This window comes from Mesorhizobium sp. ESP6-5 (assembly GCF_020164695.1).
GTDB classification, from domain to species: Bacteria; Pseudomonadota; Alphaproteobacteria; order Rhizobiales; family Rhizobiaceae; genus Mesorhizobium; species Mesorhizobium australicum.
Window position 1 is genome coordinate 139,964 of record NZ_JAIUGR010000013.1, and the last position, 16,159, is coordinate 156,122.

A 16,159-nucleotide genomic window follows, 5' to 3' on the forward strand; every position below is an offset into this window, starting at 1 on the left:
AGTGGCCTCGCGCGCGCCCACCGAATCCGTGTAAGATCAGAGGATGCCCATCCGCCAGCTTTCCGAAACGATGATCAACCAGATCGCCGCCGGCGAAGTCATCGAGCGTCCGGCGAGCGTGGTCAAGGAACTGGTCGAGAATGCGCTCGATGCCGGGGCCAGCAAGGTAGAAGTCGTCACATCGGGCGGCGGGCTGAACCTGATCCGCGTCACCGACGACGGCTTTGGCATTCCTGAACGGGAACTGGCGCTGGCCATTGCACGCCACTGCACCTCCAAGCTCACCGAGGATATCAACGACATTCGTTCGCTCGGCTTTCGCGGCGAAGCGCTGCCATCGATCGGCTCGGTGTCGCGGCTGTCGATCCGCTCGCGCACGGCCTCTAGCGACAGCGCCGCAGAGATCGGCATCGAGGGCGGCCGCGTCCTGCCAATCAAGCCAGCGGCGGCCAATCGCGGCACGACCGTCGAGGTGCGCGACCTGTTCTTCGCCACGCCGGCGCGGCTGAAATTCATGAAGGGCGAACGCGCCGAAAGCTCGGCGATCAGCGATGTGGTCAAGCGCATCGCCATCGCCTTCCCCATGGTGCGTTTCACGCTGGCCGGTTCCGACCGCACGACGCTGGAACTGCCGGCCACCGACGACAGCGCGGACGGCAGCCTGCGCCGGGTCGCGCAGGTGATGGGCGCCGACTTTCCCGACAATTCCATTGCCATCGATGCGATGCGCGAAGGCGTGCACCTGACCGGCCATGTGTCGATCCCCTCCTTCACCCGCGCCAACGCATTGCAGCAATATGCCTATGTCAACGGCCGCCCGGTGCGCGACAAGCTGATCGCCGGAGCGATCCGTGGCGCCTTCGCCGACGTCCTGCCGCGCGACCGCCATGCGGTGACGGTCCTGTTTCTTTCGCTCGATCCGGCCATCGTCGACGTCAACGTCCACCCGGCCAAAGCCGATGTCCGCTTCCGCGATCCGGGCCTCGTGCGCGGGTTGATTGTCGGCGCGATCCGGCAGGCGTTGGCCGATGCCGGCATCCGCTCGGCCACCACCGGCGCCGCCGGCATGATGGCAGCGTTCCGGCCGGGCAGCCCGTCCTATGCACATCCCGGCCCGGCCAATGGCCATCGCAGCTACGACGCGGCCTATCGCGCTTCAGGCGCCGCCGGCTTCGATCCCGCGCGCTCGCCGCAGCGGCCGCTCGACATGCAATTCGACAGCCCGGGCTTTGAACACACCGGCGCAAGACCGGGCGGATTTGGCGAAAATGAGCAAGCCGCGTTCGATGCCGGCCCGCTTGCCAGCGCCGATGCGCGCGCCGGGCAGAGCGAGGCGGCGGAGACGCTGCTCGGCGCGGTGCTGGGGGCCGCGCGCGCGCAGGTGCATGAGAACTATATCGTCGCCCAGACCAAGGATTCCCTCATCATCGTGGACCAGCACGCGGCGCATGAGCGGCTGGTTTACGAGGCGCTGAAGAACGCGCTGCACGCGCGGCCGGTGCCGTCACAGATGCTGCTTCTGCCCGAGATTGTCGACCTGCCGGAGGAGGACGCCGAGCGGCTGGCCGTGCATTCCGAAACGCTCGCCCGCTTCGGCCTCGGCATCGAGCGTTTCGGACCGGGTGCGGTCGCCGTGCGCGAGACGCCGTCGATGCTCGGTGAGACCAACGTCCAGCAATTGGTCCGCGACCTCGCCGACGAGATTGCCGACAACGACACGGTCGAGACGCTCAAGGAACGGCTGGACAAGATCGCCGCCACCATGGCCTGCCATGGCTCGGTGCGCTCCGGGCGGCTGCTCAAGGCCGAGGAGATGAACGCTCTGCTGCGCCAGATGGAAGCGACGCCGGGCTCAGGCACCTGCAATCATGGCCGCCCGACCTATATCGAGCTGAAGCTGGCCGACATCGAGCGGCTGTTCGGACGGCGGTGAAACGGCTGCCCGGCGGCCAGCCCTCACTTCCTCCGCTGATATTTCCTTGTCCGTGAATTGAAGACGTAGTCGACCGCGGTTCCGGCGCCACCGCCTCGAAAATTCACGGAAATGACGTCCTTGCCTCGCTCCACCCATTTCTCGACGTTCATATAGATGGTCGTCATCAGCATGCCGGCACTGCACGCGTCGTCATCGGCGAAAGTAATTTCCTGGACAACCTTGCGGCTGCTCTTTTTGACGACACGCATTTTTTCCATGCAAAGGCCGGCGCTGGTATTCGTGTAAATTCCCGAAAACCTGTCGGTGGCTGTCTGCGCCCAGAAGGAAATCTCGACCGTGCCATCGATCTTCGCCTCGCCAGTGTCATCCAGGCTCGCTATTTTCTTGAGGGTGACGGGATATCTATCAGTGCCCTTGCTCCAGCTTCCGGTCATAGCGTTTCCATTGAGGTCGAGGGAGAATGGGCAGCTTGTGGCATCGACAGCGGGTCTCGGCCCCTGCACAATTATCCGATAGAATTCCTTGTCGTCTGAAATCTCGCAAAGCACGAACTTGGTGCCGGTGACCGTGCCATACAGCGCAATCGGGCTCTGCTTCGCGTCGTAGAAGTAGCTTCCATCGACCTTTGGCGCGCTGCCTAAGCTATCATATGTCTGTATGGAGAAATGGATGGGAGATGGCCCGAGGAAACCCTCGTAGCTTTCCACGTGGTACCAACCCGCGACGGCTTTCGCGTTAAGCAGCAACAAGCAAACGACCGTTGAGATAAAACGTCTTCCCATCCCGACCTCGCAGCGCCCGCGACGACCATCCGCCAAGACCGAGTGACAGTTGCCTTGCCTTGCGGCAGCCGTCAACTGGCGATGAAATCGGTGGTTCCCGACACGAGTCAGGGAAAGATCGCAAGCTTTTGAATCAGCGCTTCAAATTCACCACGATGACGCCGCCGAGCGCCAGCGCGCCGCCGAGGATGCCGAGCAGCGTCGGCACCTCGCCCAGCCAGAAGAAGCCGATCAGGGCCGACATCGGCGAGACCAGATAGAGGAAGTTCGAGGCACGCGCCGCCGGCAGGCGCGACAGCGCGGTTGCCCACGCCGCATAGGCAATCAGGCTCGGCACGATGCCGAGATAGATGACGGCGCCGAGGCCGGCAGTGTTGGCGACAGCGGCCTGCTGCAGAGCGGTGGGCAGGAAGGGCGCCAGGCAGAGCGCGCCGAGCACCATGTTGGACGCCGCGATCGTTAGCGGATGATGACGGGCAAACAGCGGCTTCTGGACGATGGTGTTGACGGCCGAGCAGAGGGCCGAGCCAAGTACCAGCAGCGCGCCGGCATTGAAATGAAGGCCACGCCCGTCGGCGACGGCGATGATGCCGATGCCGGCGAAGGAGATGACCGTGCCGATCCAGGCCAGGCCGGAGAAGCGCTCGCCGAGCAGCGCCATTGCCATGATGGCGGTAAAGATGGGGCTGACATTGATGATGAAGCCCGCCGCTCCGGCCGAGACCGTCAGTTCGCCGAAATTGAGCATCGCCGTGTAGAGCGCGACGAAAATGGCGCCGCCAAAGGCGAAGCGCCAGAGATCGCCAATCCTGGGCAGAGCCGGACGCTTGACGGCAAGGAAGATCGCCGCCGGCACGGCGGCGATGGCAAAGCGCAGGGCGCCAAGCTCCAGCGGCTGAAAGGCGGCGAGCCCGGCCCGGATCGCCGGGAAGGCGGAGGCCCAGCCGATCACCGTCAGCGCCACGGCAATGGCGGCCGTGGTGTCCATCCGCTGTGTCGAATTCAACGTGCCTGTCGTCATGCTCATCCCAGTGCCTCGGATTCTTCAGGTCTCGGGAGCAGGAAACGCCTTTCCAGGTCAATTGACAAACGACCAAATCGAGGGTCACCTGTGAGCATGGATCACAGCTCGAACAGTATGCTGCCCTTGGAGACGTTGCGCGCTTTCGACGCGGCGGCGCGCACGGGGAGCTTCTCGGCCGCCGCCGAAAAACTCAACCTCACACATGGCGCGGTCAGCCGGCAGGTCGCCAAACTCGAGGACTGGCTTGGCCTGAAGGTTTTCGAGCGCGGCGCGCGCGGCGTGACGCTGACCAACGGAGGCAATCGCCTGCATCTCAGGACCACCGAAGCCTTCGCGCTGATCTCGGTCAATTCCGACCGGTGGGTGGAGCCGCGCGGCACCGCGGTGGTGCGCCTGGCCTCCATTCCTTCGGTGAGCGGCCTGTGGCTGATGCCGCGCATGGCGGCGCTGGAGAACGATCCCCCCCGCCTGCGCATCGTGCTCGATGTCGACAACCGCCAGGCCGATCTCGCCGACGAAGGCATCGATCTGTCGGTGCGCTGCGGTCGCGGCCGCATCCCGGGCCGTGTCTCGGTGCAACTGTTCGAAGAATATCTCTTCCCGATCGCCTCGCCGGGCCTCGCACGGGAGATCGGCAGCGGCGATCCAGCCCGGCTGCTCAAATTCCCGCTGATCAACGATTCCGACGCTTCGGGCTGGCGCGCCTGGTTGGCCGCGCAGGACATGGACTACCGGCCGCGCCCGCAAGACCGTCGTTTCGAGGATTACAATCTGGTGCTCGATGCAGCGGCTCATGGCCTCGGCATCGCGCTGGCGCGGCCGCCGCTCACCGAGCACCAGATACAGTCCGGCCGCCTTGTCGCCGTTGACGATCGCACCGTGCTCAATCCCGTTTCCTACTGGCTGGATCGTCCGGTGGGCCGGCCGCGCGCGGCCGCCGCGGATCTCGCCAGGCGCATTGCCGAACAGGCCGGGCTTGCTTCGGCAAGGCTGGAAGCTTTCCTGCAGGATGAGGATTAGGCTCTGACGCATCTCGGAGAATACGTGACGGCCGCTGCTGGAAATCGCGTGATACTCGCTTAACGGAACAGCAAAAGCACGATCGTGGTGGTTGCGGCCGAGACGATGGCCGTCACGATCGATATCGTCCACAGCGACGACGGAACTGGCTCGGATCGGGGAGCATGGCCCGCTGGACGGATGGAGGCGCCGCGCGGTTGCGGCGCGTTGACATTGGCCGCGACCAGCACCGCGGCCGAAGCGACGGCCGGCGAGAATGTGGATAGGGCCGGCGGCGCCGCGAGTTTGGGGGTGCTGTCGTTGGCCGTTATCCGCGGCGGAGCGAAGCCGCGCGAAGCCTGATCGGTGTCCGTCCCTGCCCCACCCGTCGAGGCTCGTGCCAATGCATGGTGGGTGGCGGCGTCAGGTTCCATGACGGCCCGGTAGGCATCCTCGATCTCGGGGGAGGACAGGCGTTGCGAGGTTTGACCGGCCGGCCGCGGTAGCGAGCCTTGCAGCGCCTGGGCGGCGAACTGCGCCGATTGCACCATCGCGGGCGCCGCCGGCTGGACGAGCGCTTTGACCAGAGCCGCGGTCGCGGGATCGGCCCTGGGCGAAGGCACCGGCCCGGGAATGAGCGCTTCTTTCAGCAAAGACGTCATACTGGCATTGGCGATGTCCATGGCGCTTCCTGACAACCATTGTGCCATACCGCAATATTATATGAGCATTGCGCCAAGCTTGACCTTGCCCACGATTTATGGCGATTGAATCCCGATGAACTCAAGTGCCGTTGCATGATGAACCGTTTCGAAGGCCCGGGCGGCAAGGAAGCCCGCATCCGCTATCTCGATGGCGATTTCCAGGTCACCAGCCCGGGCTCGTTCGTGCGCTGCGCGGTGACGGGCGAAAACATCCCGTTGGACGAGCTGAAATACTGGAGCGTCGCCAGGCAGGAACCCTACGTGAACGCCACCGCATCGCTGCGCCGCGAAATCGAGGTGCATCCGGAGTTGCGCAAACGGAGTTAAAAGCGGCTCAGTCTATGATAGAATCTGACCCGCTCTCCTTCTTTGTTTTACGCAATTCCTTACTGAAGACCGCTACGCACTTTTCCTGGAATAGCGTTAGTTTCTCAGCTTGCGCTGCCGCCAGGCATCGAGCGTTTCCTCGATGATGCGTTGGGGCACGTGATCAAGCTCGAACACCGTGTCGATTTCCAGCACGTCGAGACGGTCGAGAAAGTCCTGCGGGGCGCCGTGACGCAGCCGGGCGGCGTCCTTGGCGGTGGTGATCAGGCCAAGGCCTTCGGCGCGTGCCGTCGCGGCCAGTTCGGCAAGCTCGTCCTCGGCGTAGAAGTGATGGTCCGGAAAGGGCCTGGACAGGACCACTTCGCCGCCGGCGTCACGCACCGTGTCGAAGAACTTTTCGGGATGACCGATGCCGGCAAAGGCCAGGAACCGCTTTCCGGCAAGCCCGGCCGTGCTGCTCGGCTCCGTGTGGGCCTCGAAGATCGGCCGGCCGGCACGCGCGGCTCGGCGGACCACGGCATCGGCGGCCGTGCCCTCGCCCATCTTCAGCAGCCCGCTGGTGAAGACCAGCTGGTCGACGATCTTGGCCCTGAGCGGACCGGCCGGGATGACACGGCCATTGCCGATCCCATAGCGGGCATCGACCACGACCAGTGCATAATCGATGTGGATGCGCGCGCTCTGGAAGCCGTCGTCCATGATCAGGAAATCGCAACCGTGTTTTTCCAGCAGCAGCCGGGCGCCGGCGGCACGGTTCGGCGTCACCGCCACCGGGGCATGTTCGGCCAGCAGCAGCGGTTCGTCGCCGACATGCCTGGCGCTGTCATGGCTGACATCGACGACATGCGGCTCGGCGAAGGAACCGCCATGGCCGCGCGACAGGAACCCGGGCTTCAGATGCATGCGCTTGGCCTGTTGGGCGAGCGCGATCGCCACCGGCGTCTTGCCGGTGCCGCCGACGGTGAAATTGCCGATACACAGAACCGGCGCCTGGATCTTCTCGCGCCGGGCCCGCCGCATGCCGCGACCGGCAACCAGCGCGTAGACAGCCGACAGCGGCGACAGCGCCAGGACCTTCCAGTCCGGCTCTTCCCACCAGAATGGCGGTGCTTCGGAGGCCATTCTAACGCCCGTTGGCGCCCTTCAGGCGCGCCTTGACCACCAGCGGCTGGATATAGGGTTCGAGCGATTTGAGCGTGCGTGCCAGTGCGCCGCGCATCTCTTCGACAGTCGCGATCCCCGCCGCCATCATCTCGTGGCGCGCCACTTCGTTGGTCAGGAGGAAATTGACGGCGCCGGCCAGCATGTCGCGGTCGCGCACCAGCTTGGCGCCGCCGCTGTCGAGCAGGCGCTGATAGGCCTCGCGAAAATTCTGCACGTTGCGCCCGGCGAGAACGGCGGTGTCGAGCATGGCCGGCTCAAGCGGATTCTGGCCGCCTTCGGAGGTCAGCGAGCGGCCGACGAAAGCGATTTCGGTCAACCGGAGATACAAGCCCATTTCGCCGATCGTATCGCCAAGCAAGATATCGGTATCGGCCCCGATACGGTCGCCCTTGCTGCGCCGCGCGACTTTAAGGCCCATGCCGGAAATCTGCGCGGCAAGGGCTTCGGCCCGATCGGGATGGCGCGGAACGACGAGCGTCAAAAGGCCATGGTGACGCCTGTGCAGCGTCGCGTGAACTTCCGCGGCGACCACTTCCTCGCCATCATGGGTCGAGATCGCCGCCCAGGTCGGGCGATCGCCGATCTGCCGCTGCAATGTGCCAAGCGCTCGCAAGTCGACCGGAGGTGGGTTGGTGTCGACCTTGAGATTGCCCGATACCGTCACCGGCCGGGCGCCGAGCGCCCGAAAACGCTCGCCGTCGACGTCGGACTGGGCAACGACATGGGCCAGATTCTCGAACAGCGCCTCGGCGATGTTGGCCCGCTTCTTCCAAGACGTGAAGGAGCGATCGGAGAGCCGGCCATTGACCAGCACCTGCGGCACGTGGCGGGCACCGAGTTCGAGGATGGTCATCGGCCATATCTCGGATTCGGCGATGATCGCCAGATCGGGTTTCCAGTGATCGAGGAAGCGGCTGACCGCCGGCTTCAGATCGAGTGGCACATATTGGTGGATGATGCGGTCGCCGAGCCGCTCGTCGACGACCTGGGCCGAGGTGACCGTGCCAGTCGTCAGCACGATGTTGACGCCATAGTCGAGGATGCTTTCGACAAGCGGCACGACGGCCAACGTCTCGCCGACGCTCGCGGCATGGATCCAGATCACCGGGCCCTCGGGGCGCGGCCGGCCGGCGACGCCGTAGCGCTCGCGGCGGCGATTGCGGTCTTCCTTGCCGCGCGAGGTGCGCCAGGCGACGTAAGGCCCGACCAACGGATAGGCGGCCGCGCCGGCAAAACGGTATGCCGACAACATGGTGCGGGCCCAGCGGCCGCTCACCGCGGGCCATCCACGAGGCGGTAGGCCTCGGCGGTCGCGGCATTGAGGGCGGTGGTGATTTCCTGGCGCTTGCGTTCCATTTCGGCGTCATCGGCATCCGCCGCCACGAAGATCGGCGTGCCGATGGTCACGGCGGAGCGGCCGAAGGGCAGGTTGATGGTGGTCTTGTCCCAGCTCTTTTCCAGCACCTTGCGGCGGCTGGTGGCGATGGCGACGGGCAGCAGCGGCCGGCCGGAGAGGCGAGCCAGGAGAACGATACCGAGCCCTGCATCGCGCGGGGTACCGTGGGGAATGTCTGCGATCATGGCGACGTTCTTGCCTGATGTGAGCGACTTTTTGAGGGCGATGAGCGCCTTGGCTCCGCCCTTGTCGAGATGCCTGGCATTGTCGCGCCCGCCCGAACCGCGCACCGCCTCGATGCCGAATTTCTCCAGCATCAGGGCGTTGAGCTCGGCATCGGCGCTACGCGACACCATGGCAACCAGCGGCTTGCGCTTGGGGTAATAGGCCGGCGTCAAAAGATGCTGGCCATGCCACAGAGCAATGATCCCCGGCTCGAACTCGGCATAGGCGCCGCCCGAAAAGCGCGCTGATCCGGCGACCAGGGGGCTGGTCACGCGAACCAGCCGGACGAACTGCGCGAGCAGGCTGGCAATGGCGTTCTTGACGAATCGCGACTGCGCGAGCGGTTCGCGGATCCTGCGCCAGAAGGCCTTGGTCGTGCGGCTGCGGCCCCTGCCCGTGGGCGCGGCCTCGCCGGCTGGCTCTTTCGCCAGATCATGCTCCATCGAAGTCAACCGGTGGCCTTGCTATCGGGATCCAGCAGACGGTGCAGATGAACGACGAAATAACGCATATGAGCATTGTCCACGCTGGCCTGCGCCTTGGCTTTCCACGCCGTGTGCGCGGATTGATAATCCGGATAGACGCCGACGATGTCGAGCGCATCGAGATCGCGGAACTCGGTGCCGCCAAGCTTCTTCAGTTCGCCGCCGAATACCAGATGCAAAAGCTGTTTCTTTCCGTCTTCCGCGGCCATGTCGGTCCTTCACATATCGTGAGTTTGTGACAGGTCTAGACCAAAGCCGCCGACTTTGGAACCTTCGAAAACGCTTTCAGCCATCCAGCCCGGCAATGACGTCGACCAGCACGGCCAGCAGTTCGCCGCTGCCGGCCGCGAGCGCACCGTGGCGGGTCACCTCGCCGGCATAGAGCGGTGCGTGGCCGTGCGGGTCGAGCAGCTGGCCACCTGCCTCGCGCAGGATGAGGTCGGCGGCTGCAATGTCCCAGTCATGCGCGTTCGGCTTGACGAAGGTGCCGTCGAGCGTGCCATTGGCGATCATCGCCAGGCGGTAGGCAAGCGAAGGGCTGTAGGGCGCCCGTTGCAGCCGCTTCTGCCAGCCGGCCGGCATCAGGTCGATCAACTGCTTCAGGCCGGAAATCTCGGGCTTGTCGCCTGGCTTGCGCACCGCAATGCGCTTGCCGTTGCGGAATGCGCCCTGGCCTGGCAGCGCGGAATAGGTCTCGTCCATCGCCGGGCATTCGAGCACGCCGGCGAGCGTGCGGCCATTCTCGACGACGGCGACGCTGACGCACCAGGCGCGCTGGCCTTCAAGGAAGCCGCGCGTACCGTCGATCGGGTCGACAACGAAGGTGCGGCGCGCCGAAAGCCGCGCCAGGTCGTCGTCCGTCTCTTCCGACAGCCAGCCATAATCCGGCCGTGCCGCAAGCAACGTCTGGCGCAGATACGCATCGGCGGCATGATCGGCTTCGCTGACCGGCGAGGTGCCGCCCTTCATCCAGACCTGCGGATTGTTGCCGAAGTAGCGCATGGCTATGAGACCCGCGTCACGGGCGGCGTCGCGCAGCAGCGGCAGGTCCAGATCGGCACCGGCGGTGGTCAGCTCATGCTCCGGCAAGGGTCATGCCTTCGATCAGGAGCGTCGGGGCGGCGGTGCCGAAATTGCGATCAAGGTCATTCGCGGGCACCATGTTGAGGAACATCGTCTTCAGGTTCGAGGCGATGGTGACTTCGGCGACCGGATAGGCAAGCGCCCCATTTTCGATCCAGAAGCCCGAAGCGCCGCGGCTGTATTCGCCGGTGAGCATGTCTACGCCCTGGCCAAACACTTCGGTGACGTAGAAGCCGCTCTTGAGCGAGCCGATCAGGTCTTCCGGCGACCTTTCGCCTGGCTCGATGGCAAGATTGGTGGAAGACGGTGAGACGGAGGAGCCGCCGCGCGTGCCGCGCCCGTTGGTGACGAGGCCGAGCTCCCGGGCCGCCGATGTCGACAGGAACCAGTGATTGAGGACGCCCTTTTCGATCATCAGGAGTTTCTCGCCCTCGACGCCTTCGCCATCGAACGGGCGCGAGGCCTGGCCACGGCGCCGCAGCGGCTCGTCAGTGACGGTGATGGCGGACGCGGCCACCTGCTTGCCCATCATGTCGCGCAGGAACGAGGTTTTTCGCGCGACGGAAGCGCCGTTGATGGCCCCGGCGATATGGCCGGCAATGCCGCGCGCGACGCGCGGGTCGAACACCACGTCGACCGATCCGGTCGCCGCCTTGCGCGCGCCAAGGCGACGCACGGCCCGTTCGCCGGCCCGGCGGCCGATATCCTCGGCCGCGTCGAGATCGGCAAAATGCTGGCGCGAGGAGAATTCGTAGTCGCGTTCCATGCCGGTGCCCTCGCCGGCGATCACGCTGGCCGAGCGCGAAAAGCGCGAGGCGACATACTGGCCGAGAAAACCGTGCGAGGTGGCCAGAACCAGCCCGCCCAGCCCGGCGCTGGCATTGCTGCCGGCCGAATTGGTTACGCCGTTGACGGCGAGAGCCGCCGCCTCGGCCGCAAGGGCCGCCTCCTTCAACTGGTCTGCCGACACTTCGGTTGCATCGAACAGGTCCAGATCGCGCGTCTGTCTGGCGAGCAGCGCGGGGTCGGCAAGAGCCTGGTAGGGATCCTCGGGGGACACTTTGGCCATGGCGACAGCGCGCTCGGCAAGGGCCTTCGGATCGGACGCTGCGGTGGCCGATACACTGGCCACACGCTGGCCGACGAACACCCGCAGCGAAACGTCGTCGCCCTCGGACGCCTCTGTGTTTTCGACCTTGCCAAGCCGCACCGAAACACCGGTCGAGCGGCCACGCACCGCGACGGCGTCCGCGGCATCGGCGCCAGCGCGTTTGGCGGCCTCGACCAGGGCCGCGACACGGTCCGTCAATTTCGCGGCGTCGAGCTTGTCGGTCATGCACTTGATCCTGTTTTCTTCAGCCTGTCCGGAAGGCAGGTGCTGCCGCACCATCTATTGTTCCACTGCCGCTTGTGCAATGGCAGAAGGGCAATCAGGATGTTGCGACCAAATCGCCATCGAAGCGCCCGCAAAGAGCGGACGTCGCGGTTTTTGCCTAACTGGAGCCTTCGCCATGACGCCTTTCCATCTTGCCTTTCCAGTCCGTGATCTCGATGAAACCCGAACTTTCTATGGCGAGGTGCTGGGCTGTGCGATCGGCCGCTCGTCGGCGACCTGGGTCGATTTCGACCTCTACGGCCACCAGATGTCGGCGCATTTGCGGCCGCAGGCCGCGCGAGCTGCAAGCGACGGCAAGGTCGACGGCATTTTGGTGCCGATCCCGCATTTCGGCGCTGTGCTCTTGATGGACGACTGGCAGCGCCTGGCGACGCGGCTGGAAGCGCGCGACGACATAGACTGGCTGGAGCGGCCGATGGTCCGCTTCAAGGGCGAGCCCGGCGAACAAGCGACATTGTTTATCCGGGATCCCTCGGGCAATGCCTTGGAATTCAAGGGCTTTCGCTCGCTGGAGCAGGTATTCGCGCATTGAGATCAAAGGGGCGGCAGCCCGTCTTCAAGATGCCGCGACCGGAGTCCAGATCACGTCCTCGATCTTCTGCGCGCCGGTCGCCAGCATCACCAGCCGATCGAAGCCGAGCGCGATGCCGCTGGCCTGCGGCATGATGGCCAACGCGGCGAGGAAGTCCTCGTCCAGCGGGTAGCGCTCACCATAAACGCGCTCTTTCTCGTCCATCTCGATGACGAAGCGCCGGCGTTGCTCGGCCGCGTCGGTCAGTTCGCCAAAGCCGTTGGCGAGCTCGACGCCGCAGCAATAGAGCTCGAAGCGTTCGGCGACGCGCGGATCCCTCGGGCTCGGCCGCGCCAGTGCCGCCTCGGCGACCGGGTACTCGCAAAGAATGGTCGCGCGGCCGAGGCCGAGATTGGGTTCGATCTTTTCCACCATCACGCGGCTGAACAAATCGGCCCAGCTGTCGTCAGGCGCGGTGCGCAGACCGGCCTGGATCAGAGCGGCATGCAGCGCGTCCCGGTCCGTGCCGCCGTCGGGCGCGACCGTGGCCAGCAGATCGATCCCGGCGTGGCGGCTGAAGGCGTCCGCCACGGTCAGTCGCTGCGGCTCGGAAAACGGATCGCAGTCGCGGCGCCTGAAAGAGAAGTGCGTGGCCCCTGCCCGTGTCGCGGCCAGCGCCAGCAGATCGCCGCAATCGCGCATCAGGCTTTCATAGGTCTCGCCCACCCGATACCATTCGAGCATGGTGAATTCGGGATGGTGCAAGGGGCCGCGCTCACGGTTGCGGTAGACGGCCCCCAGGCTGAAAATGCGCTGCTCCCCCGCCGCAAGCAGTTTCTTGCAGGCGAATTCCGGCGAGGTGTGGAGATAAAGCGGCGAGCGGACGCCATCCGGCCCGACCGCTTCGGTGGCGAAGGCCGCCAGATGCGCCTCGTTGCCGGGCGAGACCTGCAGCGCCGCCGTCTCCACCTCGATGAAGTCGTTGCGGGCGAACCAGTCGCGCAAGGCAGCCGTCATCCCGTTGCGCAGCATCAGGCGCGGACGGCGGTCGGCATGGACATGCGGCGTCCACCAGGGCGACGCGGCGGTCATCAGCGCGCTTCGGTTCGCCGAGGGGGCTGGCGGTTCGCGCCAAGATGCGCTAGGCCCCCATCCAGCGCCGCGCAAGCCGGCAAACGCCAGTCAACTCTCGCAGGATTTAAAACCGTGGTGAAAGTCATCGCCAGTTCGCTCCGCAAAGGCAATGTCGTCGACAAGGACGGCAAGCTTTATGTGATCCTCTTCGCCGAAAACATCCACCCCGGCAAGGGCACGCCCGTGACGCAGCTCGATATGCGCCGCATCGGCGACGGGGTGAAGGTGTCGGAGCGCTACCGCACCACCGAACAGGTGGAGCGCGCCTATGTCGAGGAGCGCGAGCACACCTTCCTTTACGCCGATGGCGAAGGCTATCACTTCATGAACCCGGAAACCTACGACCAGGTGGCGGTGTCTGAAGCCGTGGTCGGCGACGCGGCGCCCTATCTGAAGGAGGGCATGCCGGTGCAGGTGTCACAGTTCAACGGCATCGCGATCGCCCTGGTGCTGCCGCAGCGCGCCACCTTCGAAGTGGTCGAGACCGAGCCGACGACCAAGGGCCAGACGGCATCGTCTTCCTACAAGCCGGCCGTGCTTTCCAATGGCGTGCGCACCACCGTGCCGCCGCACATCGCGCCTGGCACCCGCGTCGTGGTGATGACGGCGGACGGGTCCTATGTGGAGCGGGCGAAGGACTGAGCGAGGCGGAGGCATTGTTGCCGCCTCGGCATGATGCCCCGCCGACACGGCACAAAGTAGCCTCGCAGTCTCGCTGACCGCGATCACGACCTGGCTGGTGTTCTTGTCCTTTTTGCCTCGACGTTGGCGGAACGCCGTTCAATTGCGACCTCCACCTCCCGCTTCAGCCGATCCTTGATTTCAACCGTCTCGCTCATCAGGGCCTCGATCTTCAGGAAATCGAGGACGCGGTATTTCGATACCGCTGGGCGGACCAGTATGTCAGGCTGGCACTGTTTCAGCTTGTTGGCGATGATCGACTGCATCATCAATTGCGTGGCGCCGAACATCAGGTCGACGGAGGTCGGCTGCTTGCGGTCGGCCTCTTCCGGCGCGCCGACCACGTCGACGCCGATGATGATATCGGCATCCTTCTCGATCAGGTCGAAGGGCACGGGGTTGTAGATGCCGCCGTCGATCAGCAGCCTGCCGTCGCGCGTCACCGGACGGAAGACGGCAGGAATGGCGGCAGAGGCAGCAAGGGCGGAATGCAGGTCGCCATCGTCGAACACGGCGAGCTTGTGGCCGAAATAGTCGGTTGCTGTCACCTTCAGCGGGATTTTCAATCCGGCGAAGGATTCGGGAATAGCCTCGGGCAGAAACGCCTTCAGGATGCGCTCGACATTGAACTGGCTGACGCGGATGCCATTTTGCATGGCTTCCGCGATCGTGCCCGGCCGCGCCCGCCACATGCGGCTCGCCACCTCGGCGCGGCGGCCGAGGATCGAGCGGGCATAGTCGTGGATATCCTTGCCGGTCATGCCCGAGGCCATGCCGGCACCCATGATGGCGCCGATCGACGAGCCGGCTATCGCCACCGGCTTGATGCCGAGCTCGTCCAGCGCCTCGATGACATGGATATGCGCCAGACCGCGCGCGCCGCCACCGCCGAACGCTATGCCGAAAGTGGGGCTCATCCCTTGCCGGCTCCCGCCAGCGGCGGCCCGACCACCATGATGGTCGGCTCGGTCGTCAGCAGCTTCTTCGCCGCCTCCTTGACCTGATCGATCGTCACCGCGTTGATATAGCCGGCCCGGCGCTGCATGTAGTCGATGCCGAGATCGTCAATCTGCAGCTCGACAAGCGTGGCGGCGATGGAACTCGACGAATCCAGATTGCTGATCGCATAGGCGCCGATCAGATATTTCTTGGTCGCCGCCAGTTCGGCCTCAGTCGGGCCATCCTCGGCCAGGCGCTTGGCGACGTCGCGCACGATAGCGAGCGTCTCGGCCGCGCGATCGGAGCGCGTCCCAGTGGTGACGATCAGCGCATTGGCATGGTCCTGGTTGACCAGAGAGGAATTGACGCTGTAGGCGAGCCCGCGCTTTTCGCGCACCTCCTGGAACAGGCGCGAGGTGAAAGTTCCACCGCCGAGGATCTCATTCATCAGCACCGCCGGGAAGAAATCCGTCGCCTTGCGCTTCACGCCCGGCCAGGCGAGCTGCAGCGATGTCTGCGGCAGGTCGTAATTGACCTCGATATGCTGCGCCAGCTTGGGCTCGATATCGGCTACAGGAGCGAGCGCCTGGTCCCGCGGCAAGTCGCCGAACACCATGTCGAGCTTCTTCTTCAGGGTCTCGGGGTCGATGGCCCCGACCACGGCGACATGCAAGCCGCCGCGCGCGAACACCGCCTTGTGCAGGGCCTCGAGATCGGCCTGCGTGACGGCGGCGATGCTCTGCCTGGTGCCCTGGTCGGAACGCGAATAAGGGTGGTCGCCATAGACGGCGCGCGCCCAGCGGTTCTGCGCCACCGTGTCGGGATCGTTCTCGTTGGCGATGATGCCGGACAGGACCTGCGCGCGGATGCGGTCGATCGGCGCCTGGTCGAAGCGCGGCTCATTGACCGCCAGACGCAACAGGTCGAAGGCTTCGTCGCGCTGTTCGGCCAGCATGCGCATGGAACCGTAGATGCCATCGCGGGTCTCGTCGAAGCTCATTTCCGCCCCGGCATCGTCGAGCTTGATCTGGAAGGCTTCCGAGTCGAGCGGGCCGGCACCCTCGTCGAACAGGCCGGTCATCAGGTTGGCGAGACCTTCCTTCCCCACCGGATCTTGCGTCGAGCCGCCGCCGAAGACGAAGCGGACGGCGACCACCGGCACGGAATAGTCCTCGACCAGCCAGGCCGTGACGCCTTTCGAGGAGGTAACGGACTGGATCTCCATGGCGCGGGCGGCAAGTGCCGGCAGAACCAGGAAGAGGACGGAGAGGAAGAAGGTTGCGAGGGCGTGGAGGGCCTTCCCTTCTCGCACGAGGGGAGAAGGGGGAGCCTGGCGGGGCGACGTCAACGCGCCGCTAAACTGGTTCGTCATC

General features: G+C 65.2%; 17 protein-coding genes. 5 read left to right on the top strand and 12 right to left on the bottom strand.

Features of this window, described 5'->3' with window-relative positions; genetic code table 11:
- Positions 1-43: 43 nt before the first annotated feature.
- Positions 44-1,933 (top strand): DNA mismatch repair endonuclease MutL, encoded by a 1,890-nt coding sequence (gene mutL, locus LB524_RS21745; protein WP_224530006.1) that lies wholly within the window; start codon positions 44-46, stop codon positions 1,931-1,933.
- Positions 1,934-1,956: 23 nt separating this feature from the next.
- On the opposite strand, the gene LB524_RS21750 is transcribed toward mutL, so the two are convergent.
- Both LB524_RS21750 and LB524_RS21755 read right to left on the bottom strand, forming a co-directional pair.
- The gene (locus tag LB524_RS21750) at positions 1,957-2,718 is read right to left on the bottom strand and encodes a hypothetical protein (protein WP_224530008.1); all 762 of its coding nucleotides are present in this window, start codon (positions 2,716-2,718) and stop codon (positions 1,957-1,959) included.
- A gap of 133 nt (positions 2,719-2,851) precedes the next feature.
- Positions 2,852-3,745 (bottom strand): DMT family transporter, encoded by an 894-nt coding sequence (locus LB524_RS21755; RefSeq protein ID WP_224530011.1) that lies wholly within the window; start codon positions 3,743-3,745, stop codon positions 2,852-2,854.
- A gap of 90 nt (positions 3,746-3,835) precedes the next feature.
- Between LB524_RS21755 and LB524_RS21760 the strand changes: the two genes are divergently transcribed.
- Positions 3,836-4,762 carry a LysR substrate-binding domain-containing protein gene (locus tag LB524_RS21760; RefSeq protein ID WP_224530015.1) on the top strand — a complete coding sequence of 309 codons (927 nt, stop codon included), beginning with the start codon at positions 3,836-3,838 and terminating at the stop codon, positions 4,760-4,762.
- A gap of 59 nt (positions 4,763-4,821) precedes the next feature.
- Here the strand turns inward: LB524_RS21760 and LB524_RS21765 are convergent, their stop codons facing one another.
- Complete coding sequence (locus LB524_RS21765; protein ID WP_140617124.1) at positions 4,822-5,424, bottom strand: hypothetical protein; 603 nt, start codon at positions 5,422-5,424, stop codon at positions 4,822-4,824.
- 114 nt (positions 5,425-5,538) lie between these two features.
- On the opposite strand from LB524_RS21765, the gene LB524_RS21770 reads away from it, so the two are divergent.
- Positions 5,539-5,772: a DUF2093 domain-containing protein gene (locus LB524_RS21770; protein WP_010915490.1), complete on the top strand. Its 234-nt coding sequence runs from the start codon at positions 5,539-5,541 to the stop codon at positions 5,770-5,772.
- 96 nt (positions 5,773-5,868) lie between these two features.
- On the opposite strand, the gene lpxK is transcribed toward LB524_RS21770, so the two are convergent.
- The 6 genes from lpxK to LB524_RS21800 all read right to left on the bottom strand — a co-directional run bounded on the left by lpxK (position 5,869) and on the right by LB524_RS21800 (position 11,461).
- Positions 5,869-6,894, bottom strand: a complete 1,026-nt coding sequence (gene lpxK / locus LB524_RS21775; RefSeq protein WP_224530017.1) for a tetraacyldisaccharide 4'-kinase — start codon at positions 6,892-6,894, stop codon at positions 5,869-5,871.
- 1 nt (position 6,895) lies between these two features.
- Complete coding sequence (gene waaA, locus LB524_RS21780) at positions 6,896-8,212, bottom strand: lipid IV(A) 3-deoxy-D-manno-octulosonic acid transferase (protein ID WP_224530020.1); 1,317 nt, start codon at positions 8,210-8,212, stop codon at positions 6,896-6,898.
- Positions 8,209-9,000, bottom strand: coding sequence for a lysophospholipid acyltransferase family protein (locus tag LB524_RS21785; protein WP_224530023.1), 792 nt, complete (start codon positions 8,998-9,000; stop codon positions 8,209-8,211). The genes waaA and LB524_RS21785 overlap by 4 nt, the downstream gene beginning before the upstream one ends.
- A gap of 5 nt (positions 9,001-9,005) precedes the next feature.
- Positions 9,006-9,251: a DUF4170 domain-containing protein gene (locus LB524_RS21790; protein WP_140661886.1), complete on the bottom strand. Its 246-nt coding sequence runs from the start codon at positions 9,249-9,251 to the stop codon at positions 9,006-9,008.
- Positions 9,252-9,327: 76 nt separating this feature from the next.
- Positions 9,328-10,131, bottom strand: coding sequence for a 3'(2'),5'-bisphosphate nucleotidase CysQ (locus LB524_RS21795; protein ID WP_140824535.1), 804 nt, complete (start codon positions 10,129-10,131; stop codon positions 9,328-9,330).
- A complete protein-coding gene (locus LB524_RS21800; RefSeq protein ID WP_224530026.1) occupies positions 10,118-11,461 on the bottom strand; it encodes a TldD/PmbA family protein in 1,344 nt (447 codons plus the stop codon). The genes LB524_RS21795 and LB524_RS21800 overlap by 14 nt, the downstream gene beginning before the upstream one ends.
- Positions 11,462-11,636: 175 nt before the next feature.
- On the opposite strand from LB524_RS21800, the gene LB524_RS21805 reads away from it, so the two are divergent.
- Positions 11,637-12,053: a VOC family protein gene (locus LB524_RS21805; RefSeq protein WP_015318351.1), complete on the top strand. Its 417-nt coding sequence runs from the start codon at positions 11,637-11,639 to the stop codon at positions 12,051-12,053.
- 24 nt (positions 12,054-12,077) lie between these two features.
- Here the strand turns inward: LB524_RS21805 and epmA are convergent, their stop codons facing one another.
- Positions 12,078-13,124 (bottom strand): EF-P lysine aminoacylase EpmA, encoded by a 1,047-nt coding sequence (epmA, locus tag LB524_RS21810; RefSeq protein WP_140717649.1) that lies wholly within the window; start codon positions 13,122-13,124, stop codon positions 12,078-12,080.
- A 114-nt stretch (positions 13,125-13,238) separates the two neighbouring features.
- Between epmA and efp the strand changes: the two genes are divergently transcribed.
- A complete protein-coding gene (gene efp / locus LB524_RS21815) occupies positions 13,239-13,808 on the top strand; it encodes an elongation factor P (protein ID WP_015318353.1) in 570 nt (189 codons plus the stop codon).
- An 83-nt stretch (positions 13,809-13,891) separates the two neighbouring features.
- Here efp and LB524_RS21820 read toward each other — a convergent pair whose 3' ends face one another.
- Complete coding sequence (locus LB524_RS21820) at positions 13,892-14,764, bottom strand: patatin-like phospholipase family protein (RefSeq protein WP_140717647.1); 873 nt, start codon at positions 14,762-14,764, stop codon at positions 13,892-13,894.
- Positions 14,761-16,158, bottom strand: a complete 1,398-nt coding sequence (locus LB524_RS21825) for a M16 family metallopeptidase (protein ID WP_224530029.1) — start codon at positions 16,156-16,158, stop codon at positions 14,761-14,763. The genes LB524_RS21820 and LB524_RS21825 overlap by 4 nt, the downstream gene beginning before the upstream one ends.
- Position 16,159 lies beyond the last annotated feature (1 nt).